The 21,877-nt window shown below is 62.6% G+C and carries 21 protein-coding genes and 1 pseudogene; 12 read left to right on the top strand and 10 right to left on the bottom strand.

Features of this window, described 5'->3' with window-relative positions; genetic code table 11:
• Nucleotides 1-52: 52 nt before the first annotated feature.
• Entirely contained in the window at nucleotides 53-2,410 is a 2,358-nt protein-coding gene (locus OO258_RS22545) for a hybrid sensor histidine kinase/response regulator (protein ID WP_266032790.1), read from the top strand.
• On the opposite strand, the gene OO258_RS22540 is transcribed toward OO258_RS22545, so the two are convergent.
• Both OO258_RS22540 and msrB read right to left on the bottom strand, forming a co-directional pair.
• Complete coding sequence (locus OO258_RS22540; RefSeq protein WP_110744597.1) at nucleotides 2,400-2,888, bottom strand: glutathione peroxidase; 489 nt, start codon at nucleotides 2,886-2,888, stop codon at nucleotides 2,400-2,402. The two genes, OO258_RS22545 and OO258_RS22540, sit on opposite strands and share 11 nt — an antisense overlap.
• Nucleotides 2,889-2,901: 13 nt before the next feature.
• Nucleotides 2,902-3,297, bottom strand: a complete 396-nt coding sequence (gene msrB / locus OO258_RS22535; RefSeq protein ID WP_016500928.1) for a peptide-methionine (R)-S-oxide reductase MsrB — start codon at nucleotides 3,295-3,297, stop codon at nucleotides 2,902-2,904.
• A gap of 167 nt (nucleotides 3,298-3,464) precedes the next feature.
• Between msrB and OO258_RS22530 the strand changes: the two genes are divergently transcribed.
• Both OO258_RS22530 and htpX read left to right on the top strand, forming a co-directional pair.
• Entirely contained in the window at nucleotides 3,465-4,676 is a 1,212-nt protein-coding gene (locus OO258_RS22530; RefSeq protein ID WP_012271123.1) for a pyridoxal phosphate-dependent aminotransferase, read from the top strand.
• Between the two features lie 478 nt (nucleotides 4,677-5,154).
• A complete protein-coding gene (gene htpX, locus OO258_RS22525; RefSeq protein WP_012271122.1) occupies nucleotides 5,155-6,042 on the top strand; it encodes a protease HtpX in 888 nt (295 codons plus the stop codon).
• Nucleotides 6,043-6,218: 176 nt separating this feature from the next.
• Here htpX and OO258_RS22520 read toward each other — a convergent pair whose 3' ends face one another.
• The gene (locus OO258_RS22520) at nucleotides 6,219-6,869 is read right to left on the bottom strand and encodes a thiopurine S-methyltransferase (RefSeq protein WP_266032781.1); all 651 of its coding nucleotides are present in this window, start codon (nucleotides 6,867-6,869) and stop codon (nucleotides 6,219-6,221) included.
• A gap of 102 nt (nucleotides 6,870-6,971) precedes the next feature.
• Between OO258_RS22520 and OO258_RS22515 the strand changes: the two genes are divergently transcribed.
• Nucleotides 6,972-7,739 (top strand): DODA-type extradiol aromatic ring-opening family dioxygenase, encoded by a 768-nt coding sequence (locus OO258_RS22515; protein ID WP_266032779.1) that lies wholly within the window; start codon nucleotides 6,972-6,974, stop codon nucleotides 7,737-7,739.
• A 152-nt stretch (nucleotides 7,740-7,891) separates the two neighbouring features.
• Here the strand turns inward: OO258_RS22515 and OO258_RS22510 are convergent.
• Nucleotides 7,892-9,614, bottom strand: a pseudogene (locus OO258_RS22510) (DEAD/DEAH box helicase).
• Between the two features lie 324 nt (nucleotides 9,615-9,938).
• Nucleotides 9,939-10,694 carry a spermidine synthase gene (locus OO258_RS22505; RefSeq protein ID WP_266032777.1) on the bottom strand — a complete coding sequence of 252 codons (756 nt, stop codon included), beginning with the start codon at nucleotides 10,692-10,694 and terminating at the stop codon, nucleotides 9,939-9,941.
• 116 nt (nucleotides 10,695-10,810) lie between these two features.
• Between OO258_RS22505 and OO258_RS22500 the strand changes: the two genes are divergently transcribed.
• Nucleotides 10,811-12,157, top strand: a complete 1,347-nt coding sequence (locus OO258_RS22500) for a class II 3-deoxy-7-phosphoheptulonate synthase (RefSeq protein ID WP_266032774.1) — start codon at nucleotides 10,811-10,813, stop codon at nucleotides 12,155-12,157.
• A gap of 808 nt (nucleotides 12,158-12,965) precedes the next feature.
• Here the strand turns inward: OO258_RS22500 and OO258_RS22495 are convergent.
• Nucleotides 12,966-13,184: a DUF1127 domain-containing protein gene (locus tag OO258_RS22495; protein ID WP_110748384.1), complete on the bottom strand. Its 219-nt coding sequence runs from the start codon at nucleotides 13,182-13,184 to the stop codon at nucleotides 12,966-12,968.
• 96 nt (nucleotides 13,185-13,280) lie between these two features.
• Between OO258_RS22495 and OO258_RS22490 the strand changes: the two genes are divergently transcribed.
• On the top strand, nucleotides 13,281-14,132 hold the full coding sequence (locus tag OO258_RS22490; protein ID WP_110748387.1) for a LysR substrate-binding domain-containing protein: 852 nt from the start codon (nucleotides 13,281-13,283) through the stop codon (nucleotides 14,130-14,132).
• Nucleotides 14,133-14,202: 70 nt separating this feature from the next.
• Here OO258_RS22490 and OO258_RS22485 read toward each other — a convergent pair whose 3' ends face one another.
• On the bottom strand, nucleotides 14,203-14,952 hold the full coding sequence (locus tag OO258_RS22485; RefSeq protein ID WP_110748391.1) for a sulfite exporter TauE/SafE family protein: 750 nt from the start codon (nucleotides 14,950-14,952) through the stop codon (nucleotides 14,203-14,205).
• A gap of 113 nt (nucleotides 14,953-15,065) precedes the next feature.
• Here OO258_RS22485 and OO258_RS22480 point away from each other — a divergent pair, with 113 nt between their 5' ends.
• From OO258_RS22480 to OO258_RS22470, 3 genes are all read left to right on the top strand, one after another.
• Nucleotides 15,066-16,031: a LysR family transcriptional regulator gene (locus OO258_RS22480; RefSeq protein WP_266032766.1), complete on the top strand. Its 966-nt coding sequence runs from the start codon at nucleotides 15,066-15,068 to the stop codon at nucleotides 16,029-16,031.
• A gap of 46 nt (nucleotides 16,032-16,077) precedes the next feature.
• The gene (locus OO258_RS22475) at nucleotides 16,078-16,533 is read left to right on the top strand and encodes a MarR family winged helix-turn-helix transcriptional regulator (protein WP_110748399.1); all 456 of its coding nucleotides are present in this window, start codon (nucleotides 16,078-16,080) and stop codon (nucleotides 16,531-16,533) included.
• 140 nt (nucleotides 16,534-16,673) lie between these two features.
• Nucleotides 16,674-17,102: an organic hydroperoxide resistance protein gene (locus tag OO258_RS22470; protein ID WP_110748400.1), complete on the top strand. Its 429-nt coding sequence runs from the start codon at nucleotides 16,674-16,676 to the stop codon at nucleotides 17,100-17,102.
• 108 nt (nucleotides 17,103-17,210) lie between these two features.
• Here OO258_RS22470 and efp read toward each other — a convergent pair whose 3' ends face one another.
• Both efp and earP read right to left on the bottom strand, forming a co-directional pair.
• A complete protein-coding gene (efp, locus tag OO258_RS22465) occupies nucleotides 17,211-17,780 on the bottom strand; it encodes an elongation factor P (RefSeq protein WP_003252871.1) in 570 nt (189 codons plus the stop codon).
• A 48-nt stretch (nucleotides 17,781-17,828) separates the two neighbouring features.
• Nucleotides 17,829-18,962, bottom strand: a complete 1,134-nt coding sequence (earP, locus tag OO258_RS22460) for an elongation factor P maturation arginine rhamnosyltransferase EarP (RefSeq protein WP_266032763.1) — start codon at nucleotides 18,960-18,962, stop codon at nucleotides 17,829-17,831.
• 90 nt (nucleotides 18,963-19,052) lie between these two features.
• Between earP and OO258_RS22455 the strand changes: the two genes are divergently transcribed.
• Together OO258_RS22455 and OO258_RS22450 are read left to right on the top strand one after the other, a co-directional pair.
• A complete protein-coding gene (locus tag OO258_RS22455; protein ID WP_266032761.1) occupies nucleotides 19,053-19,445 on the top strand; it encodes a hypothetical protein in 393 nt (130 codons plus the stop codon).
• Between the two features lie 2 nt (nucleotides 19,446-19,447).
• Nucleotides 19,448-19,918 (top strand): GreA/GreB family elongation factor, encoded by a 471-nt coding sequence (locus OO258_RS22450; RefSeq protein ID WP_266032759.1) that lies wholly within the window; start codon nucleotides 19,448-19,450, stop codon nucleotides 19,916-19,918.
• A 114-nt stretch (nucleotides 19,919-20,032) separates the two neighbouring features.
• Here OO258_RS22450 and OO258_RS22445 read toward each other — a convergent pair whose 3' ends face one another.
• Entirely contained in the window at nucleotides 20,033-20,971 is a 939-nt protein-coding gene (locus OO258_RS22445) for a LysR family transcriptional regulator (protein ID WP_266032756.1), read from the bottom strand.
• A 118-nt stretch (nucleotides 20,972-21,089) separates the two neighbouring features.
• Here OO258_RS22445 and OO258_RS22440 point away from each other — a divergent pair, with 118 nt between their 5' ends.
• Nucleotides 21,090-21,839, top strand: coding sequence for a 3-oxoacyl-ACP reductase family protein (locus OO258_RS22440; protein WP_266032753.1), 750 nt, complete (start codon nucleotides 21,090-21,092; stop codon nucleotides 21,837-21,839).
• Nucleotides 21,840-21,877: the final 38 nt, after the last annotated feature.

The following is a 21,877-nucleotide window of genomic DNA, read 5'->3' as shown; positions in this document are numbered from 1 at the left end:
CGATCAACTGAAATGAACAGACAGACCCACCAGCAGCCGGGGCTATTCGGCTATGCTTGCGCAGCGCAAGGAACGTGAAACCGGCTCGGGACTCATGGATATCAAGTTCACCAATCGCCTGTCATACAAGCAAGCCCGGTTGACAGTCCTGGTCGGCTTCATCCTGGGAACATTGCTCAGTCTCATCCAGATCGGCATCGATTATGCCAGCGAAGACGCGTCCATCAACCGTGAAGTGCGCGCCTTGCTGCAAATCAGCCACAACCCGGCCTCGCGCATTGCCTATAACATTGACGCGGAGCTGGCCCTGGAGCTTACCCGCGGCCTGTTGCAATCGCCGGCGATCATCCGCGCCCGGCTGATCGACAACAACGAAACGGTGCTGGCCGATGTCGAGCGCCCGCCCTTGCAGGACCGCTACCGGCCACTGAGCGATTTCCTGTTCGGCGAGCAGCGCCAGTTCAGGGAGCGCCTGTTCCTCACTCACATGCCCGAGGATTATCTTGGCACCCTGTACCTGGACGTCGACACCTACGCCTTCGGCAGTCGCTTCCTCGACCGCGCCGGCATTACCCTGTTCAACGGCTTCGCCCGCAGCCTGGTGCTGACCGGCATCCTGCTGGCGCTGTTCTACATGATGCTGACCAAGCCGCTGGTCACAGTCATCGGTGCGCTCAGCGGCAGTGACCCGCGCAAACCCCGGCAAACCCGCCTGGAATGCCCGCACGGCCACGAACACGATGAAATCGGTGTGCTGGTGAAGGTTGCCAACCAGCAATTTGTCAGCATGGCCACCGAGATCGAACAGCGGCGCACTGCGGAAAACCGTCTGACTCAGTACCTGAACGAGCTGGAAGACATCGTCTCGGCGCGCACCGACGAGCTCAAGGCCAGCAACAGTAGCCTGAGCCTGTCCAACCAGGAACTGGAACAGGCCCGCAGCCGGGCCCTGGACATGGCCCAGGCTCGCGCCGCCTTCCTGGCCAACATGAGCCACGAAATACGTACCCCGCTCAACGGCATGCTCGGCATGATCGCCCTGGCGCTGGACAACCCGCTGCCCGGCGAGCAGCGCCAGCAACTGGCGATTGCCCACGATTCGGGCAAGGTGCTGGTTGAGCTGCTTAACGATATTCTCGATTTGTCCAAGTTCGATGCCGGCCAACTGGAGCTGGAGCGCATTGCCTTCGACATGGGCTCGATGGTCGAGGACACCGCCAACCTGCTGTCGCAAAACACCGCACAGAGCGTGGAGCTGACCTGCCTGATTGCCGGCGATTTCCCCAGCAGCGTGCTCGGCGACCCAACGCGGGTACGGCAGATCGTCAGCAACCTGCTGTCCAACGCCCTGAAGTTCACCCGTTTTGGCCGCGTCGATGTGCGCCTGGTGACGATCGTCGGTGGTGTGCGCCTGGAGGTGCGCGACACCGGTATCGGCATCCCCGAAGAGGCCCAGACACGAATTTTCCAACCCTTCACCCAAGCCGGGGCCGGTATCACCCGGCAGTATGGCGGCACCGGCCTGGGCCTGGCACTGACGCGCAACCTGTGCAAGGCGATGCACGGCCACTTGCACATACGCTCCGAAGCAGGCTTTGGCAGCTGCTTTACCGCCGAGCTGCCGCTGACCGTGCACACCGAAGCCATCGCACCGGCACCGCTGCACGGCAGGGTGGCCGCATTGAGTGCAGCCGGCAGCGGGCTCAACGAACTGCTGCAGGCACAACTGCCCGCCTGGGGCCTGGTGTACCAGCGGTACGACAGCGTCGCCGGGCTGGACGCCACAGCTTTCGACTTGTTGATTACCGACGACGTGGAACACGTCTTCGAACTGCGCCCGGCACTGAAAACCCCGATCCTGCTGGTGACCGCCTACGGCAACTTCCTGTCCAGCGAGCAGGCGCTGGCCCTGGCACCGCTGCATCAGCTGGCCCGGCCGCTGGCGCGCAATGCCTTATACCAGACGCTACGCCGCACCTTGCAGGGCCACGAGCCCGAACACCCGCTGGCCACCCCAGGCGTTACCCTGGAGCAAGGCCGGGCGCGCATCCTGTTGGTAGAAGACAACCCGGTGAACCAGCTGGTGGCCAAGGGCATGCTGGCCAAGCTCGGCTGCCAGGTACAGCTCGCCACCCAGGGTGCCGAGGCCTTGGAGCTGCTGGAGCAGGATGATTTCGACCTGGTGCTGATGGACTGCAACATGCCGGTGATGGACGGCTACGAAGCCAGCCGACGCATCCGCCAGAGCGGCCGCTGGCCCGAGCTGCCCATTGTCGCCCTTACCGCCAACGCCATGCCCGAAGAACGCGAACGCTGCCGGGCCGCCGGCATGAACGACTACCTGGCCAAGCCGTTCCGCCGCGAAGAGTTGCTGGCGCTGGTCGACCACTGGGTGCCGCTCAGCGGCTGAGCAGGCGCTCGATGTCAGCTTCCAGGGCCTGTGGTTTGGTGAACGGGGCATAGCGGCTGACCTGGCCGCTGGCCGGGTCGACCAGGAACTTGGTGAAGTTCCACTTGATCTTCTGTGAGCCAAGCACCCCTGGGGCGCGCTTCTTCAGTTCGACATACAGGGGATGAGTGCCGGGGCCGTTGACCTCGATCTTGCGAAACAGCGGAAAGCTCACGCCAAAATTGCGCTCGCAGAACTGGGCAATTTCGCGCGCCTCGCCCGGTTCTTGCTTGCCAAACTGGTTGCACGGAAAGCCCAGCACCACCAGGCCGCGCTCGCGGTAGGCCTGCCACAGTTGCTCAAGGCCCTTGTATTGCGGGGTAAAACCGCACTGGCTGGCGGTATTGACTACCAGCAGTGCCTTGCCCGGAAAGTCACCGAGCTTCTTGTGCTCGCCGCCCAGGGTCACGCAAGCGATCTCCAGCATTGATGCCGCCATGGTCAGGCTCCGGTCAGTCGCGAGGGCGCAGGTCGATGCACACCGAGTTGATGCAGTAGCGCAGGCCGGTCGGTGGCGGGCCGTCGGGGAACACGTGGCCCAGGTGCGCGTCGCAACGGGCGCAGGTGACCTCGGTACGGATCATGCCGTGGGAGGTATCGCGAATCTCGATCATCGCGCTGTCCTCGATCGGGGCGTAGAAACTCGGCCAACCGCAGCCAGAGTCGAACTTGGTCTGCGCATCGAACAGTTTCGCGCTGCAGCAGATGCAGTGGTAGATACCGTCGCGGCGCTCGCTGTTGTACTTGCCGCTGAATGGCCGCTCGGTGCCCTTGAGGCGGCAGACCTGGTACTGCTCGGGGTCGAGCATCGACCGCCATTCGTCCAGGGTTTTTTCGATCTTTTTCATGTAGGGACCTCGGCAGGCTGAAATTCACCCCGCACCGTCTTTTCCGGGGCGCGGGTGGCACGTATATTAGTTGGCTTCGTGTGCCAGGCGTTCAGTCTGGCACCCGCTTCCTGCCCTTTCAAACGTTTCGGCGGGGCGTAGCGCGTTTTCTCAATCGGGATCCCATCATGCAGTTCAGCAAATCGAACAAGCTCGCCAATGTCTGCTATGACATTCGCGGCCCAGTGCTCAAGCACGCCAAGCGCCTGGAAGAGGAAGGCCACCGCATCCTCAAGCTGAACATCGGCAACCCGGCGCCGTTTGGCTTCGAGGCGCCTGATGAAATCCTCCAGGATGTGATCCGCAACCTGCCCACCGCACAGGGCTACAGCGACTCCAAGGGCCTGTTCAGCGCGCGCAAGGCGGTGATGCAGTATTGCCAGCAGAAGGAAATCGAAGGCGTCACCATCGAGGATATCTACCTCGGTAATGGCGTGTCCGAGCTGATCGTGATGTCGATGCAAGCGCTGCTGAACAACGGCGACGAAGTGCTGATCCCGGCACCCGACTACCCCCTGTGGACCGCCGCCGTGAGCCTGGCCGGCGGCAAGCCGGTGCATTACCTGTGCGACGAGCAGGCCGACTGGTTCCCTGACCTTGAGGACATCAAGGCCAAGATCACCCCGAATACCAAGGCGCTGGTGATCATCAACCCGAACAACCCGACCGGCGCCGTCTACTCCAAAGAGCTGCTGCTGGGCATGCTGGAGCTGGCCCGCCAGCACAACCTGGTGGTGTTCTCCGACGAGATCTACGACAAGATCCTCTACGACGAAGCCGTGCACATCAGCACCGCCTCGCTGGCGCCCGACCTGCTGTGCCTGACCTTCAACGGCCTGTCCAAGTCGTACCGGGTGGCGGGTTTCCGCTCCGGCTGGCTGATCATTTCCGGGCCCAAGCACCACGCGCAAAGCTATATCGAAGGCATCGACATGCTGGCCAACATGCGCCTGTGCGCCAACGTGCCGGCGCAGCATGCCATCCAGACCGCGCTTGGCGGCTACCAGAGCATCAACGACCTGGTACTGCCACCGGGGCGTCTGCTGGAGCAGCGCAACCGTACCTACGAACTGCTCAACGACATCCCCGGCGTAAGCTGCGTGAAGCCGATGGGCGCGCTGTATGCGTTCCCGCGGATCGACCCGAAGGTGTGCCCTATCCTCAACGACGAGAAGTTCGCCCTTGACCTGTTGCTGTCGGAGAAGCTGCTGATCGTTCAGGGTACTGCGTTCAACTGGCCATGGCCGGACCACTTCCGCGTGGTGACCTTGCCGCGAGTGGATGACCTGGAAGCGGCGATCGGGCGGATTGGCAATTTCCTGAAGGGTTACTCGCAGTAAGGTTCGACGGGTTTTTTGAGTTGATGCGCAGATCGAGCGCCGCCCGCGCGGCGCATCGCGAGCTGCGCTCGCTCCTACCTTTGTTTATGGCCAGTAACGCCTGTGACAGGCGCGCGCGACCGCCTTGTTTGTATGACGCGATATCCCGTCATGCCCCAAGGCTTACGCGCGCAAATCCCGCAGGCAGAATTGGCCCGAAACAAACGTAGGAGCGAGCGCAGCTCGCGATGCGCCGCGCGGGCGGCGCTCGATCTCACAGGCGCCACAGCCCCCGCGCCATACACCCAGTGGCTTCGCCACAACCCCAAACCGAATGTTTCTTACATCCTGCAACGCTCTATCCCACAGCCCCCACGCCATCCTCTGCCATACTCCGCCGTACACAGTTTGAAATAGTCGCCCGATTGAAACGGCACGGCAGTCCCCTTATATACCCCGCAGTAAGCAACAACTCATCCGTCAGGAGAACGTAACAACCATGATGCGCATTCTGTTGTTTGTAGCCACCAACCTCGCGGTGGTGCTGGTTGCAAGCATTACCCTGAGCCTGTTCGGCTTCAACGGGTTCATGGCCGCCAACGGGGTTGACCTGAACCTCAGCAGCCTGCTGGTATTCTGCGCCGTGTTCGGCTTTGCCGGCTCCCTCGTCTCGCTGTTCATCTCCAAGTGGATGGCGAAGATGAGCACCGGCACCCAGATCATCAGCCAGCCGCGCACGCGCCACGAGCAGTGGCTGCTGCAAACGGTCGAGGAGTTGTCCCGTGAGGCGGGCATCAAAATGCCCGAAGTGGGCATCTTCCCGGCCTATGAGGCCAACGCCTTCGCCACCGGCTGGAACCGCAACGACGCGCTGGTCGCGGTGTCCCAGGGCCTGCTGGAGCGCTTCTCGCCCGATGAAGTGCGCGCGGTACTGGCCCACGAGATCGGCCACGTGGCCAACGGCGACATGGTCACCTTGGCGCTGGTACAGGGCGTGGTGAACACCTTCGTGATGTTCTTCGCGCGGATTATCGGCAACTTCGTCGACAAGGTGATCTTCAAGAACGAAGAGGGCCAGGGCATTGCCTACTACGTGGCCACCATCGTGGCGGAGCTGATCCTGGGTATCCTGGCCAGCATGATCGTGATGTGGTTCTCGCGCCGCCGCGAGTACCGCGCCGACGAAGCTGGCGCGCAACTGGCCGGTACCTCGGCGATGATCGGCGCCCTGCAGCGCCTGCGCGTGGAGCAAGGCCTGCCGGTGCACATGCCGGACACCATGAAGGCTTTCGGCATCAATGGCGGCCTGAAGCACGGCCTGGCCGGCCTGCTGATGAGCCACCCACCGCTGGAAGACCGCATCGAGGCCCTGCGCCGCCGCGGCTGATCCACCTGAGAAAACAAAGGGCGACTTCGGTCGCCCTTTGTTATTCCCGGCCTTACGCAGCTTCTGTGGGAGCGGGCGCGCCCGCGAACACCGGCAAAGCCGGTGCCATCTACCGCGCCGCCTGGTTCGCGGGCACGCCCGCTCCCACATGGGCCGGGTCAGCCTGCCCTACCTGCTTACCGGCTGAGCCGGTACACCCGCTCCAACAAACTCGAGGCCCCAGCCAGCACAAACTTCGGGCTCTCCTCAATCACCTCCACAGCCTCCAACTGCTCCACCTGCCACCCCGCAAACCCCTGCCTCAGCTCTTCATCGCTTACCGAAAACGGCGGCCCGGCCAACAACGACTGGTCATACTCCAGCGTCACCACCAACCCGCGGCAATTGGCCGGCAGCAACCCCGACAACAGCTGCATATACCGACCACGCATTTGCACCGGCAAGGCAATCACCGCCGCCCGGTCATACAGCCCCACGCAGTCATCAACATCCTCCGCCCGCAAGGCAAAGAAGTCGCCACACCACAGCTCCACATCACCACTGCGCCACACCTCGAATGCACCCTGCTGCCGCACCTCGGCTTCCAGCCCGTGCTCAACGAAGAAATCCTCCACCGCCCGCCGCGAGAGCTCCACGCCCATCACCTGATGCCCCTGCCCTGCCAGCCAGACCAAATCCAGGCTCTTGCCACACAAAGGCACCAACACGCGGCTGCCCGGCGCTAGCGGCAACTGTGGCCAATACTGCTGCAGATAGGGGTTCACCTGCGCCTGGTGAAAGCCGATCTGGTTGTCGGCCCACCGCTGCTGCCAGAACGCTGGCTCCATGATCACTCCCGATTTTTAGATGATTTGTCGGTAAAACTTGGTTTGGATTTCGATCTGTGGTTGATCGAAGATGACTGCATCTTAACCTCCAGGACCCCTGCCATGCTGCCCAGCCTGTTCATTTCCCACGGTTCCCCCATGCTTGCCCTGCAACCCGGCGCCAGCGGGCCGGCGCTGGCCGGGTTGGCCAACGCATTGCCACGGCCGAAAGCGATCGTGGTGGTGTCGGCACACTGGGAAAGCCGCGAGCTGCTGGTGACCGGCAGCGCACAGCCAGAAACCTGGCACGACTTCTACGGCTTTCCACCGGCCCTGTACGCGGTGCAGTACCCGGCGCCAGGAGAGCCCCGTCTGGCTGGCGAGGTCAGTGAGCGGTTGAAGGCTGCGGGGCTATCAGCGCAGCTGGACATGCAGCGCCCATTCGACCATGGCGCCTGGGTACCCCTGTCGCTCATGTACCCGGATGCGAACATTCCCGTGGTGCAGGTTTCACTGCCCAGCCAGATGGGGCCAGCACTGCAGCTGAAGGTGGGCCAGGTACTGGCAGGGTTGCGTGCCGAGGATGTACTGCTGATGGGTTCGGGCAGCATTACCCACAACCTGGGCGAGCTGGACTGGCATGCAGGGCCGGATGTGATTGAGCCGTGGGCGCTGGCGTTCAGGGATTGGGTGGTAGACCGGCTGCAGGAGGATGACCAAGCGGCGTTGCTGGATTACCGGCAGCAGGCGCCGTTTGCGGTGCGCAACCATCCCAGTGATGAGCATTTGCTGCCGCTGTTTTTTGCCCTCGGGGCCGGGAGCAAGTTCGGCGTGGTGCATCAGGGGTTTACCCTGGGCGCGCTGGGGATGGACATCTACCGGTTCGACTAAAGGGCCTCTTCGCGGGCTTGCCCGCTCCCACACGTACTACACAGGCACTGAAATCTGTGGAGTACCTGTGGGAGCGGGCAAGCCCGCGAAAGGGTCGGTACAGGCAAAAAAAATCCCCGACCTGGGCCGGGGATTTTTTTAGCGCGCCAGGATCAATCCTCGCGGTAGCGACGCAGCTTCAGCTGCTTGCCAGCCACACGGGTATCCTTGAGCTTGGACAGCAGCTTCTCGAGGCCGTCTTCCGGCAGCTCGACCAGGCTGAAGCTGTCGCGCACCTGGATGCGACCGATAGCGTCACGTGCCAGGCCACCCTCGTTGAGGATCGCGCCCAGCAGGTTCTTGGCGGCAATGCCGTCACGGGCACCCAGGGCGGTACGGCAGCGTACGCGGCCTTCGGCCAGCGGCAGCGGCGCACGGCGCTCGCGGTCACCACGGTCAGGGCGCTCGCCACGCTCACCACGCTCACCGCGCTCGGTACGCTCGCCACGCGGGGCGAAGCTTGGTACCAGCGGCTGCTCACGCTCTACCGCAGCCAGGTCCAGCGCCTGGCCATTGGTGGCCTTGCGCAGCAGGGCCGATGCCAGTGCACGGGCGCTGCAACCCAGGTCGTTGGTCAGGCGGTCGAACAGGTCGCCGTGAGTGGCTTCTGCTTCGGCTACCAGCGGCGCCAGGCTGTTGGTCAGCTTCTTGATGCGGGCATCCAGCACGGCCTGGGCATTCGGCAGGCGCGCTTCAGCGACTTTCTGCCCGGTTACACGCTCGATCACCTGCAGCATGCGGCGCTCACGCGGGGTGACCAGCAGCAGTGCACGGCCATCGCGACCGGCACGACCGGTACGGCCGATACGGTGTACGTAGGACTCCGGGTCGTACGGCATGTCAACGTTGAATACGTGAGTGATGCGCGGTACGTCCAGGCCACGGGCGGCAACGTCGGTAGCGACGACGATGTCCAGGCGGCCATCCTTGAGCGAGTCGATCACGCGCTCACGCTGGTTCTGGGCGATATCGCCGTTCAGCGCAGCAGCCTTGTAGCCTTTGGCTTCCAGCGCGGCGGCCAGGTCCAGAGTGGCTTGCTTGGTGCGCACGAAAGCGATCAGTGCGTCGAACTCTTCCACTTCCAGCAGACGCAGCACTGCCGGGATCTTCTGGTCGGCGTGGACCATCAGGTGGGCCTGCTCGATCGCGGTAACGGTCTGGGTCTTGCTCTGGATCTTGACGTGCTTCGGTTCACGCAGGTGACGCTCGGCGATCGAACGGATCGACGACGGCAGGGTCGCGGAGAACAGTACGGTCTGACGGGTAGCCGGGATTGCGTCGAAGATCACTTCGAGGTCATCCATGAAGCCCAGCTTGAGCATCTCGTCGGCTTCGTCCAGTACCAGGTACTGTACAGTCGACAGGACTTTTTCGTCACGGCGCAGGTGGTCGCACAGACGGCCCGGGGTAGCGACGACGATTTGCGCGCCGTTGCGGATGGCACGCAGCTGTGGGCCCATCGGGGCACCACCGTACACGGCCACCACGTTCACGCCTGGCATTTGCTTGGCGTAGGTTTCGAAAGCGGTAGCAACTTGCAGCGCCAACTCACGGGTTGGCGCCAGGATCAGGGCTTGCGGTTCGCGCTTGCTCACATCGATCTTGTTGAGGATCGGCAGGGCGAAGGCAGCGGTTTTGCCGGTGCCAGTCTGCGCCTGGCCGATCATGTCGTGACCGGCGAGGATGATCGGGATCGATTGTTGCTGAATGGCGGACGGCTCTTCGTAGCCGGTCGCCAGAACGGCAGCAACAATGTTCGGATTAAGATCGAGAGCGGCGAAGCCGCCGGTTTCCTGGGTCATGGGTCTGCCTCTAAGTGCATCCGCAAAGACCCATGCTGCAAAGCTGCACATGCCTTGAAAGACCGGAAGGTCACCCAGGCAGCTTTGTCGGCGGGGATTTGCGAAAACGATTGAAAAAGAAAACTTGGGAAGGTCCGCCTAGCGGACGTGCAGCCGAAGCTGGACTCGGAGGATTTGCACCACCTGATTTTGAGGCCCGCTAAAAGACCGGCGCGTACTATACCCGAAATAGTGCAAGGACGTGAGGAATATTTTCAGGGTGCGTAGCCAGCATCGGGCCATCAATGCCTTGGGGCTGAATCGATAATTCTTGACTGCCTTCACCGGCCCTATCGCCGGCAGCCTCACCACAACGTGATCAGGTAGCCGGGCGAATCTCGCGAATCAGCCCTTCAAGGCTATACCCCAAGCGCGGCGCCAAGGCCTCGGCCCGGGCCCGCAGCCCATCGATGTCCAGGCTCTGCTCCAGATCCGCCGGTACCAGCAGGATCACATTGCCCTCCTTCACCGGCAACTCCCAGTAATGCCTGTGGTACAGCCCGCGCAGCAACGCCGCACCCAGCGGCTTGCCGTCATCGGTGGCCCACTGGTTGATCACCAGCCAGCCACCCGGGTTGAGCTGCTGCTGGCAGTTCTCCAGAAATTTCCACGCCAGGTGCCCTACCCCTGGCCCATGGTCGGTATACAGGTCGACGAACAGCAAGTCGGCCTTCTCTGCCGTGGGCAACAGCTCCAGGGCGTCGCCGATGCGCACATACAGCCGTGGGTCGTCGTCCAGACCCAGATACTCCATGGCCAGGCGCGGCACGTCCGGGCGCAGCTCGATGGCTTCGATGTCGTCCAGCGGCAGGAACTTCATGCAGGCCTGGGTCAGCGTGCCGGCACCAAGCCCCAGAAACAGCGCGCTCTCGGGCAGTTCATGGCACAACGCGCCGACCAGCATGGCGCGGGTATAGTCATACTCCAGCCAGCTGGGGTCAGCGGTGAACACACAGCTTTGCTCGATGGCATCGCCAAATTCCAGAAAGCGGTAGTCGTCGACTTCGTACACGCTGATGACGCCAAAGGCATCTTCCACCCGTGCCAGTAGCCGCTCTTCCCGTTCCGCCGTCATGTTCAACACCCACCCGCGCAAAAGCGCGCATTGTCCGCCAACGCCCTGGATGCAACAAGCGTGGCGGCAACTGTTACCATGGCCTATAGCCGATAACCTACAAGACCGAGCCCGACATGAACCAACCGTGGAGCCCTGACAGCTGGCGCGCCCTGCCGATCCAGCAGCAACCGACCTACCCCGATGCCGGGCACCTGCTGAAGGTCGAACAGACCTTGGCCAGCTACCCGCCACTGGTGTTCGCGGGCGAGGCGCGCGAGCTGCGCCGGCAGTTTGCCGAGGTAACGGAAGGGCGCGCGTTCCTGTTGCAGGGCGGCGATTGCGCCGAAAGCTTTGCCGAGTTCTCGGCTGCAAAAATCCGCGATACCTTCAAGGTGCTGCTGCAAATGGCCATTGTCATGACCTTTGCCGCCGGTTGCCCGGTGGTCAAGGTCGGGCGCATGGCCGGGCAATTCGCCAAGCCGCGGTCATCGGGCGATGAAACCATCGGCGACATCACCCTGCCCGCCTACCGCGGCGACATCGTCAACGGCATCGGCTTCGACGCGAAAAGCCGCATCCCCGACCCGGACCGCCTGTTGCAGGCCTACCACCAGGCCACCGCCAGCCTCAACCTGCTGCGCGCCTTCGCCCAGGGCGGCTTTGCCGACCTGCATCAGGTGCACAAGTGGAACCTGGACTTCATCGCCAACTCGGCGCTGGCAGACAAGTATCACCAGCTGGCCAATCGCATCGACGAAACCCTGGCGTTCATGCGCGCTTGCGGCCTGGACAGCGCGCCGCAACTGCGCGAAACCAGTTTTTTCACTGCCCACGAAGCACTGTTGCTGAACTATGAAGAAGCCTTCGTGCGTCAGGACAGCCTGACCGGCGACTATTATGACTGCTCGGCGCACATGCTGTGGATCGGCGACCGCACGCGCCAGCTGGACGGCGCCCATGTTGAGTTTCTGCGCGGCGTGCACAACCCGATCGGGGTCAAGGTTGGCCCCAGCATGAACCCCGAGGAGCTGATCCGCCTGATCGACACGCTCAACCCGGCCAACGACCCAGGGCGCCTGAACCTGATCGTGCGCATGGGCGCGAGCAAGGTTGGTGACCACTTGCCTGGGCTGATCCGCACTGTCGAGCGCGAGGGGCGCAAGGTGCTGTGGAGCTCCGACCCGATGCACGGCAACACCATCAAAGCCAGCAGCGGCTACAAAACCCGCGATTTTGCGCAGATCCTGGACGAGGTGAAGCAGTTCTTCCAGGTACACCAGGCCGAAGGCAGCCATGCCGGCGGTATCCATATCGAGATGACCGGGCAAAACGTTACCGAATGCATCGGCGGTGCGCGGCCGATCACTGAGGATGCGCTGTCTGACCGGTATCACACACATTGTGATCCGCGGATGAATGCCGATCAGTCGCTTGAGTTGGCATTCCTCATCGCCGAAACCCTCAAGCAAGTACGGCGCTGAGCGCGTTTCGCTTTCCGCTTTCCGCTTTTGATTTTGCTTCTAAGCGCGCGATAGTTCAGGCGACACAGGTTGCGACTTCAGGAGGCTGAGCGAAGGGCATGCGGAGGGAGGTGACGGGCATGGATGCCCGTCAAGCGCTGAGGCCCCATGGATGGGGCCTTCGGCGCGTACTCCCGGGAGCATGCCCGTAGTGAGGGAACCCCGGAGCGCAGCGCAGGGGCCGGATGATGGGAGCGCAGCGTTTTTTGGTTACTTTTTGTCGCGTTTGACAAAAAGTGACTCGCCGTAAGGGCGAAAAGGTGAGTCAGCGTCGCCCTCGCAAACGGCCTATGCGCGTCATCAAAACCAGCGCTTTCCGCTTTTTGCTTTTTGCTTTTTGCTTTTTGCTTCTCGCTTTTCGCTTTTCGCCTCAAGGCGTGCGCATCAACATCACGGTCAACATTCATTTGCAAAGGCGGCGCGCAATCACCTTTCCGCCCTTACGGCGGGTCACTTTTTGTCAAACGCGACAAAAAGTAACCAAAAAACGCTGGCTCCCATCATCCGGCCCCTACGCTACGCTCCGGGGTCCCCTCGCTACGGGCATGCTCCCGGGAGTACGCGCCGAAGGCCCCATCCATGGGGCCTCAGCGCTTGACGGGCATCCATGCCCGTCACCTCCCTCCGCATGCCCTTCGCTCGGCCTACTGAAGTCGCAATCTGTGTCGCCTGAACTATCGCGCGCTTAAAAGCAAAAGCAAAAGCAAAAGCAATAGCAGCGGCAGCGGCAGCGGCAGCGGCAAAGCAAAAACGGTCGCCAGACCTGGCGTTACTTACGTAGTGGGTCATCCCAGAAATGCCGGTCGGCTTCTTGCTGGATATCCGCCCGGCTCAATCCCAGATCGTGCAGGGTCGCATCACTGAGGCGGGCCAGTTCCTGCCGTTGGCGGTACAGCTGCAGCCAGCGCGCAAGGCGCTGCAGGGTCGCATGCCACAGGTGGTTCAGGGTAAAGGCAGGTTGCTGGATGCTGCTGACATGACCTTTCATCGTGAAGCCCTCCGTGTTGATGGCCTCAGTTTCACGCCAGGCTTAAGATCAATCCAACGAATGTTTCTGATGCGATGCATCTCGGAGATTGATGCAATGTCCCTTTATCAGAGCCTCGATGCGGACGTGCTGCGTACCTTCGTCGCCATCGCCGAGCAAGGTGGCTTTACCCGCGCCGGCGAAGTGGTCAACCGCACCCAGTCGGCGGTGAGCATGCAGATGAAACGGCTGGAAGAAGATATTCTGCAGCGCCGGCTGTTCGAACGCGACGGCCGCCAGGTCCGGCTGACGGCCGAAGGCCAGGTGCTGCTGGGCTATGCCAGGCGCATCCTCAAGCTGCATGGCGAAGTGTTCAATACCCTGCGCATGCCGCACATGGTCGGGCTGGTGCGCATCGGCACGCCAGACGACTATGCCATGCGCTTTCTGCCCAGCATCCTGTCGAGCTTTGCCCAGGCATACCCGCTGATACAGGTGGAAGTGCATTGCGACTCGTCCAAGCAGCTGATGCTGCGCCAGGACCTGGACTTGACCATCGTCACCCGCGAGCCTGGCAACGAAATCGGCCAGTTGCTGCGCCAGGAGCGCTTGGTGTGGGCTGCCGCCGAAGGCTTCTGCCCCCAGGAGCAACGGCCGATGCCGGTGGCACTGTTCAATACCGACTGTTTCTGCCGCGCCTGGACCTGCAATGCGCTGGAGGCTCAGGGCATCGACTACCGCATTGCCTACACCAGCCCCAGCCTGGCAGCGATCTTTGCCATCGTTACGGCGGGGTTGGCGGTGACGGCGCAGTTGCAGAGCCTGATTGGCGGGAACATTCGGATTCTGGGCGAAAGCGAAGGCTTGCCGCAGTTGCCCATGGCCAATGTGATGCTGGTGCGCAGTACGCATAACCCCTCGCCAATTACCGACTGCATGGCCGATTACATCATTGAAGGTTTCCAGTAGGCCAAACGCACCCCATCACCTGCAGGGGCAGCCTTGTGCTGCGAATGGGCCGCAAAGCGGCCCCACACATTCAAAGCTCAAAACCGAGCATGACCGCGCACACCACCAAAAACACGCAGAACATCGCGCGCAACACCTTCTCGGGCAACGCATGGGCCAATTTCACCCCCCAGCTGATACTGAGCAAGCCACCCACCGCCAAAGGCAGCCCTACACCCCAGTCAACACTGTGATGCGCCCCATACGTCACCAGGGTGACCAGCGTACTGGGTGCCGCCAGCGCCAACGAAAGGCCTTGCGCCACCACCTGCGTCGTGCCAAATACGCTGGTCAGGATCGGCGTAGCGACCACCGCCCCGCCCACCCCGAACAAGCCGCCCATAGTGCCGGCAAAGCTGCCAAGCACACCCAGCCACGGCCAGGCATAGCGCATCTCGGCACTGGCCGGCGCCGCCTTCATGAACATGCGCGCCACATTCCACACCGCCAGGGCTACCAGGAAGCCGACAAAGCCCAGGCGCATGGAATGCGCATCCAGCCCCACCGCCCAGATAGACCCCAGCCAGGCAAACACAAAGCTGCACAGCGACAGCGGCACGGCATGGCGCAGCTCGATGCGGTTGCGCTGGTGATAGCGCCACAGCGCCAGCAGCACATTCGGCACCACCATCACCAGCGCCGTACCCTGCGCCAATTGCTGGTCCAGACCAAAAAGCACGCCCAACGCCGGAATCGCGATCAGCCCACCGCCAATGCCGAACAAGCCCCCCATGGTGCCCAGGGCTGCGCCCAGCACGATATACAACAACCACTCGATCATCAGGGCCTCGTCCGCCTGTACAAATAATGCGAGCATGCTAACGATTGTACGCTGGCGGGGAAACGCACAGCAGCGCACAATGGCTATGCGTTTTTCGCAAAAGCCAGGCAGCCATGAGCCCCGATACCCTGACCGATCAGTTGAGCCTGTTCCTCGACGTGCTGGAAACCGGCAGTTTTTCTGCCGCCGCCCGCCGCCATCCGCTGACGCCCTCTGCCGTGGCCCGGCGCATCGACAACCTGGAAAGCGCAGTCGGCAGCCGGCTGTTCACCCGCAGTACCCATGCCGTGCGTGCCACACCGGCAGGCAACGCCTTTGCCGAGCGGGCCAGGCGCATCATCGAGGAACTGCGCCTGGCGCGCGCCGAGGCGGTATCGTTGAGCAATGCCCCGGAGGGGTTGATCCGCATCGACGCGCCCGCCGCGTTCGGCCGCCGCCACCTGGCCCCGGCCATCGCCGACTTTCTGGTGGCCTACCCGGGCCTGGACGTGCAACTGCGCCTGATCGACAGCTTCGTCGACCTGCATGGCAGCCACCTCGGCGAGGTCGATCTGGTGCTGCGCGCTGGCCCGTTGGCAGATACCCGCCTGGTCGCTACGCCGCTGGCCTACATGGTGCGCATCGCCTGCGCCAGCCCGGCCTACCTGGCCAGCCGTGGCATCCCCACCTGCCCCAGCGAATTGCCCGGGCACGATGGGCTGGACTGGGATGGCCTGGCGCCACCGTTCGCCTGGCGCTTCAACGTGGCCGGGCAAACCCGGCTGTACCGACCCACGCGCATGCGCATGGCCGCCAACAACGCCGAAACCTTGCTGTTCGGCGCTCTCGCCGGCCTGGGTATAGCTCACCTGCCCACCTGGCTGATCAGCGAATACCTGCTACGTGGCGAGCTGGTGCCGTTGTTTTGCGACGGCGGCCTGCCCAAAGCCGAGACCAGTGGCATCTATGCACTACGCCTGGAACATGAAACGAACTCTCGCAGCCGTTTGCTGCTCGAATTCCTCAAGAGCCGCTTCAGCCCGATTCCACCTTGGGACCTGGCCTTGCGCAATGAACTGCGTGAGCTACACACGCACTAATGATCAGCATGCCAGAATTTCCCTTTGATCACTTTCAAGGACCTGCATGAACGCCGACACCCAAGTTTCCTGTGACGAGCTGCTGCTGGACAACCAGGTCTGCTTTGCCCTGCATTCCACCTCGTTGCTGATGACCAAGGTCTACAAACCGCTGTTGCAGGCACTGGGGCTGACTTACCCCCAGTACTTGGCCATGCTCGTGCTCTGGGAGCGCGACGGCCTGACTGTGGGTGAGATCAGCCAACACCTGCTGACTGACCCGGGCTCGCTCACCCCGCTGCTCAAACGCCTGGAAAGCGAAGGCCTGCTGCAACGCAACCGCAGCCGCGAAGACGAACGGGTGGTGCTGGTGCAACTGACCGACAAGGGCCGTGCGCTGCAGCAACAAGCCAGGGAAGTGCCGCAATGCATCCTCAAGGCCAGCGGACGCAGCCTTGAACAGTTGCAGCAATTGCAGGCCGACTTGCTGAAGCTGCGCGAAAGCCTGCAAAAAAACCTCTGATGACTATGCTGGGCAATGGCCGCTCGGCCAGAAGGTGAAAATTTATCTTGCGCGCTAACTAATCGCGCGCTAATTTAAATCCCACACCAACCCGCGCCTCCCTGCAGACGGGAGCGCACAGCACATTAGCGAGGCTCAAGATGCAAAAGGTGACTCCGCTGTACATCGCAGAAGCTACCTCCACCGGTGGGCGCGACGGCAAATCACGCTCCAGCGACGGCAAGCTGGAAGTCAAGCTCAGCACCCCCAAAGAGCTGGGCGGTGCAGGCGGTGACGGCACCAACCCCGAGCAGCTGTTCGCCGCCGGTTACTCGGCCTGCTTCATCGGCGCCTTGAAGTTCGTGGCCGGGCAAGAGAAGAAAGCCCTGCCGGCAGATGCCTCGATCACCGCCAAGGTCGGCATCGGCCAGATCCCGGGTGGTTTCGGCCTGGACATCGACCTGCACATCAGCCTGCCGGGCCTGGTCGAGGCCGATGCCAAAGGGCTGGTGGAAAAGGCGCATCAGGTTTGCCCGTATTCCAATGCCACCCGCGGTAATGTGGATGTGCGCCTGCACGTAACCGTTTAAGCCGCGAAGGCTTGCGCTTGCTTGAGTGGGAGCGTTGAGTATTGGCTTAACCTCAGGCACAAAAAAACCCGGCGAGGCCGGGTTTTTTTGTGGGCATTGCAAGAAGAATTACTTCTTGGAACGGCCTTTGAAGCTGTTGTCGCGAGTGTCGATGTCGATCCACTCGTCGATCTGGATGAAGTCGGCAACCGAAATCTCGGTACCGTTCGCCAGCTTGGCAGGCTTCATGACTTTGCCGGAGGTGTCACCGCGAGCAGCGTTCTCGGTGTAGACAACTTTACGGCTGATGGTGGTCGGCAGTTCAACCGATACCAGGCGGCCTTCGAAGAACACGGCTTCGCAGACGTCTTCCATGCCTTCTTCGATGTACGGCAGAACGGCTTCGATGTCTTCGGCGTTCAGCTCGTACATGGTGTAGTCGGTGGTGTCCATGAAGGTGTACTCGTCACCATTGATGAACGACAGGGTCGCTTCTTTGCGATCCAGGATCACGTCGTCCAGCTTGTCGTCCGCACCGTATACGGTTTCGGTCTTGTAGCCGGTCAGCAGGTTCTTCAGCTTGGTCTTCATGATCGCGCTGTTACGGCCCGACTTGGTGAACTCAGCTTTTTGAACCAGCCACGGGTCGTTGTCGATCCGCAGTACGGTACCGGGTTTCAGTTCTTTACCAGTTTTCATTACGAAGTATCCGAATCTGGATGGATTTATAAAAATCGAGGCCGCATATCATAGCCAATTTCGGTAAAACTGTACCAGCGTCATGGCAAGGTCCGGCTGAGCGGCCTGTCGCGCGGCCCAAAGCCGGGCATGTTGCTGCAGTTGCGGCCAATGCTGGCGGGCCGCCTGCCAGGCCTGGGCCATGTCCGAATCCATGTTCCAGGCGCGCCACAGGCCCATGAGTGCGGCGTCGGCATCGCCTGACAAGCCCCGTCGATAATGCGCCAGGAACGCTTCCAGCTTTTCCCAGTGGGCGTTCTCGTCCTGCACGTAGATATGCCACAACATCGGCTGCGCGGCCCATTGCGCACGCACAAAGGAGTCTTCGCCACGCACCGCGTTGAAATCGCAGCTCCACAGCAAGCGGTCGAAGTCGTCCTGGCTGACGAAAGGCAGCACCTGTACGGTCAGCGTACCGCGCTTACGCACATCCCCCACTTGCAATGGCGCCTCGCCAAGCCACTGGCTGAGGCCGGCGACGATACGGCCTTGCGGCACCAGCAGGTGACAAGGTTGATCCCCTGAGGCCAAGGCATCGAGCCAGTTGGCCAATTGTGGGTTTTCATAAGCGAACAACGAAATCAGCAATGCCCCGTGCTCGGGGCTTACGCCCAAGCCTTGCAGAAACGCCTGCCGTGCATCGGCCGAGTGCTGGAACGCGTCACGCCGGGCCAGCAGCTCACCCTCACGCAGCAGGCCACCGGTTTTATCGGTAAAGCCCGGGAAGAAAAACACCTTGCGCAGGCCATTGGGCTGCGGCGATGGCAGGCCATGGCAGCCTTCCACCCAGTCCTCGGCACTGAGGTATTCAAGGTTGAGCCACAGCGGCGGCCGCGGGCAGGCACGCATGGCCTCGACATAGGCGTTGGGCAACTGGCAGGCAAAGGCACCGATCACCACGTCGGCAGGCGCCACCGGCAGCCACGCCGCCGGCCACTGCCGCACCTCCACACCTTGCTGCCATTGCTGCGCGGCAGCGGCATGGGCGCCGGGGCACATGGGCGTGAAGGCGTTCAGGTCATCCACCCACAGGCGCACCGCCAGGCCATGCTCGGCCACCAGCTGGCGGGCCAGGCGCCAGGTAACGCCGATATCGCCGTAGTTGTCGACGACGCTGCAGAAGATGTCCCAGGTGGCTTTCATGCGCCGCTCCCCTTTACCTGCGGAAAAACGCGGATTCTGCCCGACAGCATGCGACAATGCACCCTGCCCCACCCTGCCAAGGAGGTTGCCATGCGCCGCACCCGTGAACTGAAGATCACCCTGAAGCCGCTGCAGTTGGTCCTGTGTGTTGCCTTCGGCCTCTGGCTTGGCGCCGTGGCCATCGCCCTGAGCCTGTGGCTGGCCCTGCAACTGTGGCCCGCCCAGGTAGCGCCCATTGCCCAGGCTGTGGCGCCAGCCCTGGTAAAACCGGCAACGCCAGTGGCGCAGCCGCAGGATGCGCAAGCGGAGATGTTCGAACGCTACCAACACATCCTGCACAGACAGGAACAGCAGCAAGCCGCCGAGGCAGCCCAAGGCAACCCGCGCAACCTCAACAACCCCAAGTGCCAGTTCTGGCTGCAACAGAACCGCACTGCACCCACTGACAAAAGCCAGGCCAACGTGCTGGAGTTCTGTTACTGACCATGGACAAGCCCCACCTGCTGGCGCAGATCGTCGCCACCCTCGAGCATGACCTGGACGTGCTGACCCGGGCGGCGCAAACCGCCTACGAAGCTGCCACCGCGGAAGAAAACATCGCCGAGAACAAATACGACACCCTGGGCCTGGAAGCCTCCTACCTGGCCACCGGCCAGGCGCGGCGCAGTGCCGAGATACGCCAGGCGGTGCTGATTTACCAGCAACTGCTGCTGCGCGCCTACGACCCTGCGCGCGGGGTGCAGGTGAGCAACCTGGTGACGCTGGAGGATGAAGCTGGCGAGCGACGCCGAGTGTTCCTGGGGCCCGAGGCAGCGGGGTTGAAGATTGGTGACGGCGACGAGCTGGTCACGGTAATTACCCCTCGTTCACCGCTGGGGCAGCTGTTGCTGGGCAAGCGGGTCGACGACGAGGTGAGCCTCGGGATGCAGATACTGTTCATTGTTGATGCTGCCTGAACCGGCCTCTTCGCGGGCACGCCCGCTCCCACAAGGCCCCCACTGTCTTCAGGGCTGTGATATCCCTGTGGAAGCGGGCGGGCCCGCGAAAGGGTCGGCACTGGCAATAATTCGCTAAAGGGCCTGCAAGGCATCGAACCGCCCCGCCAGCCCCTGCTCGGCAAACTGCTCCACCACAAAATCGATAAACGCCCGGGTCTTGCCGGGCATCAGCTTGTGCTCGGCGAAATACAGGCTGATATGCCCATCGTCCACATACCAGTCCGGCAGTACCCGCTGGAGCCGCCCGCCCTGCAAATAGGGCACTGCAAACGGCAGGCTCACCAGCGCAATCCCCAGCCCCTGCTCGGCCACCGCACACGCGGCATCCGAATCGCTCATGGTCATCGCCTGGCGTAACTGTAGCGGCTGCTGCGCCTGCCAGCGGCTGGTCAACGGCCACGAACGCACCCGCCCGGTCTGGGGTGAGCGAATCAGGATGCCGTCATGCCGCTGCAACACCTGCGGGTCTTCAATCTGCGCATGCCGCTGCAGGTACGACGGTGCCGCCACCAATACCCGGTGGGCCGGTGTCAGCTTGCGCGCGACGACCCCCGGCGGCAGCTCGAAACCACCCCCGATCGCCGCATCGAAGCCTTGGCCGATCAGGTCGACCTGGCGGTTGTCAAAATGCCAGTCCGGGGTAATCGCCGGGTAGCGGCGCAAGAACTCACCCAGCAGAGGCAACACATACAAACGCCCGAACACCGTGCCCATACTCACCCGCAGCAGCCCGGCCGGCTGCCCTTCGGCGCTGGCCAGGTTGGCCACGGCGTACTGGATGGTGCGGAAGCTGTCACTGACTTCACCCAGAAAACGCTGCCCCGCCTCGGTCAAGGTCAGCTTGCGCGTACTACGCTGGAACAACCGCACGCCCAGGCGCGACTCCAACTGGGCAACATGCTTGCCCACGGCGGCGGGGGTAATGCGCAAGCGCCTGGCAGCCTCGGCGAAGCTGCCGACCTCGGCACTGCGGATGAAGCATTCCAACGCGTTGAACGATTCCATGGCCATGATTGGCAACCAAAGGTTTACTCTGCTGATAGTGATTGCCATCTTATCAGCAGGTAATCGAGCGCCGATACTGCGCCCATCCAAGGCATTTCGGCCTGGCTTCCAGCAGGAGATCAGCATGTCCAAGCAACTTACACTCGAAGGCAAAGTGGCCCTGGTACAGGGCGGTTCCCGCGGTATTGGTGCGGCCATCGTGCGGCGCCTGGCACGCGAAGGCGCACAGGTGGGCTTCACCTATGTCAGTTCTGCCGGTCCGGCAGAGGAGCTGGCACGGGAAATCAACGAAAACGGCGGCAAGGCCCTGGCCCTGCGCGCCGACAGCGCCGACGCCGCCGCCGTACAACTGGCCGTGGATGACACCGTAAAGGCCTTCGGCCGGCTGGATATCCTGGTCAACAACGCTGGCGTACTGGCGGTGGCGCCACTGACCGAATTCGACCTCGCCGACTTCGACCGTACCCTGGCGGTGAACGTGCGCAGCGTGTTCGTCGCCAGCCAGGCCGCTGCACGCTACATGGGCCAAGGCGGGCGCATCATCAACATTGGCAGCACCAACGCCGAGCGCATGCCGTTCGCCGGTGGCGCGCCTTATGCCATGAGCAAGTCGGCGCTGGTTGGCCTGACCCGCGGCATGGCGCGTGACCTGGGGCCGCAGGGCATTACCGTGAACAACGTGCAGCCAGGGCCGGTGGACACCGACATGAACCCGGCCAGCGGCGAGTTTGCCGAAAGCCTGATTCCGCTGATGGCGATCGGGCGGTATGGCGAGGCGGATGAGATTGCCAGCTTCGTGGCTTACCTGGCGGGGCCGGAGGCTGGCTATATCACAGGGGCCAGCCTGACTGTGGATGGTGGGTTTGCGGCCTGATTGACGGGCTGCCTGTACCGGCCCTTTCGCGGGCAAGC

This window comes from Pseudomonas sp. DCB_BI (genome assembly GCF_026240995.1).
GTDB lineage: Bacteria > Pseudomonadota > Gammaproteobacteria > Pseudomonadales > Pseudomonadaceae > Aquipseudomonas.
This window is presented reverse-complemented; position numbering and strand designations above follow the sequence as displayed.

What these genes read in the sequence shown, in the direction of transcription:
- OO258_RS22545 (WP_266032790.1), top strand. Translation starts at nt 53, where the DNA reads ATGCTTGCGCAGCGCAAGGAACGTGAAACCGGCTCGGGACTCATGGAT.
- OO258_RS22540 (WP_110744597.1), bottom strand. Translation starts at nt 2,888, where the DNA reads ATGGCGGCATCAATGCTGGAGATCGCTTGCGTGACCCTGGGCGGCGAG.
- msrB (WP_016500928.1), bottom strand. Translation starts at nt 3,297, where the DNA reads ATGAAAAAGATCGAAAAAACCCTGGACGAATGGCGGTCGATGCTCGAC.
- OO258_RS22530 (WP_012271123.1), top strand. Translation starts at nt 3,465, where the DNA reads ATGCAGTTCAGCAAATCGAACAAGCTCGCCAATGTCTGCTATGACATT.
- htpX (WP_012271122.1), top strand. Translation starts at nt 5,155, where the DNA reads ATGATGCGCATTCTGTTGTTTGTAGCCACCAACCTCGCGGTGGTGCTG.
- OO258_RS22520 (WP_266032781.1), bottom strand. Translation starts at nt 6,869, where the DNA reads ATGGAGCCAGCGTTCTGGCAGCAGCGGTGGGCCGACAACCAGATCGGC.
- OO258_RS22515 (WP_266032779.1), top strand. Translation starts at nt 6,972, where the DNA reads ATGCTGCCCAGCCTGTTCATTTCCCACGGTTCCCCCATGCTTGCCCTG.
- OO258_RS22505 (WP_266032777.1), bottom strand. Translation starts at nt 10,694, where the DNA reads ATGACGGCGGAACGGGAAGAGCGGCTACTGGCACGGGTGGAAGATGCC.
- OO258_RS22500 (WP_266032774.1), top strand. Translation starts at nt 10,811, where the DNA reads ATGAACCAACCGTGGAGCCCTGACAGCTGGCGCGCCCTGCCGATCCAG.
- OO258_RS22495 (WP_110748384.1), bottom strand. Translation starts at nt 13,184, where the DNA reads ATGAAAGGTCATGTCAGCAGCATCCAGCAACCTGCCTTTACCCTGAAC.
- OO258_RS22490 (WP_110748387.1), top strand. Translation starts at nt 13,281, where the DNA reads ATGTCCCTTTATCAGAGCCTCGATGCGGACGTGCTGCGTACCTTCGTC.
- OO258_RS22485 (WP_110748391.1), bottom strand. Translation starts at nt 14,952, where the DNA reads ATGATCGAGTGGTTGTTGTATATCGTGCTGGGCGCAGCCCTGGGCACC.
- OO258_RS22480 (WP_266032766.1), top strand. Translation starts at nt 15,066, where the DNA reads ATGAGCCCCGATACCCTGACCGATCAGTTGAGCCTGTTCCTCGACGTG.
- OO258_RS22475 (WP_110748399.1), top strand. Translation starts at nt 16,078, where the DNA reads ATGAACGCCGACACCCAAGTTTCCTGTGACGAGCTGCTGCTGGACAAC.
- OO258_RS22470 (WP_110748400.1), top strand. Translation starts at nt 16,674, where the DNA reads ATGCAAAAGGTGACTCCGCTGTACATCGCAGAAGCTACCTCCACCGGT.
- efp (WP_003252871.1), bottom strand. Translation starts at nt 17,780, where the DNA reads ATGAAAACTGGTAAAGAACTGAAACCCGGTACCGTACTGCGGATCGAC.
- earP (WP_266032763.1), bottom strand. Translation starts at nt 18,962, where the DNA reads ATGAAAGCCACCTGGGACATCTTCTGCAGCGTCGTCGACAACTACGGC.
- OO258_RS22455 (WP_266032761.1), top strand. Translation starts at nt 19,053, where the DNA reads ATGCGCCGCACCCGTGAACTGAAGATCACCCTGAAGCCGCTGCAGTTG.
- OO258_RS22450 (WP_266032759.1), top strand. Translation starts at nt 19,448, where the DNA reads ATGGACAAGCCCCACCTGCTGGCGCAGATCGTCGCCACCCTCGAGCAT.
- OO258_RS22445 (WP_266032756.1), bottom strand. Translation starts at nt 20,971, where the DNA reads ATGGCCATGGAATCGTTCAACGCGTTGGAATGCTTCATCCGCAGTGCC.
- OO258_RS22440 (WP_266032753.1), top strand. Translation starts at nt 21,090, where the DNA reads ATGTCCAAGCAACTTACACTCGAAGGCAAAGTGGCCCTGGTACAGGGC.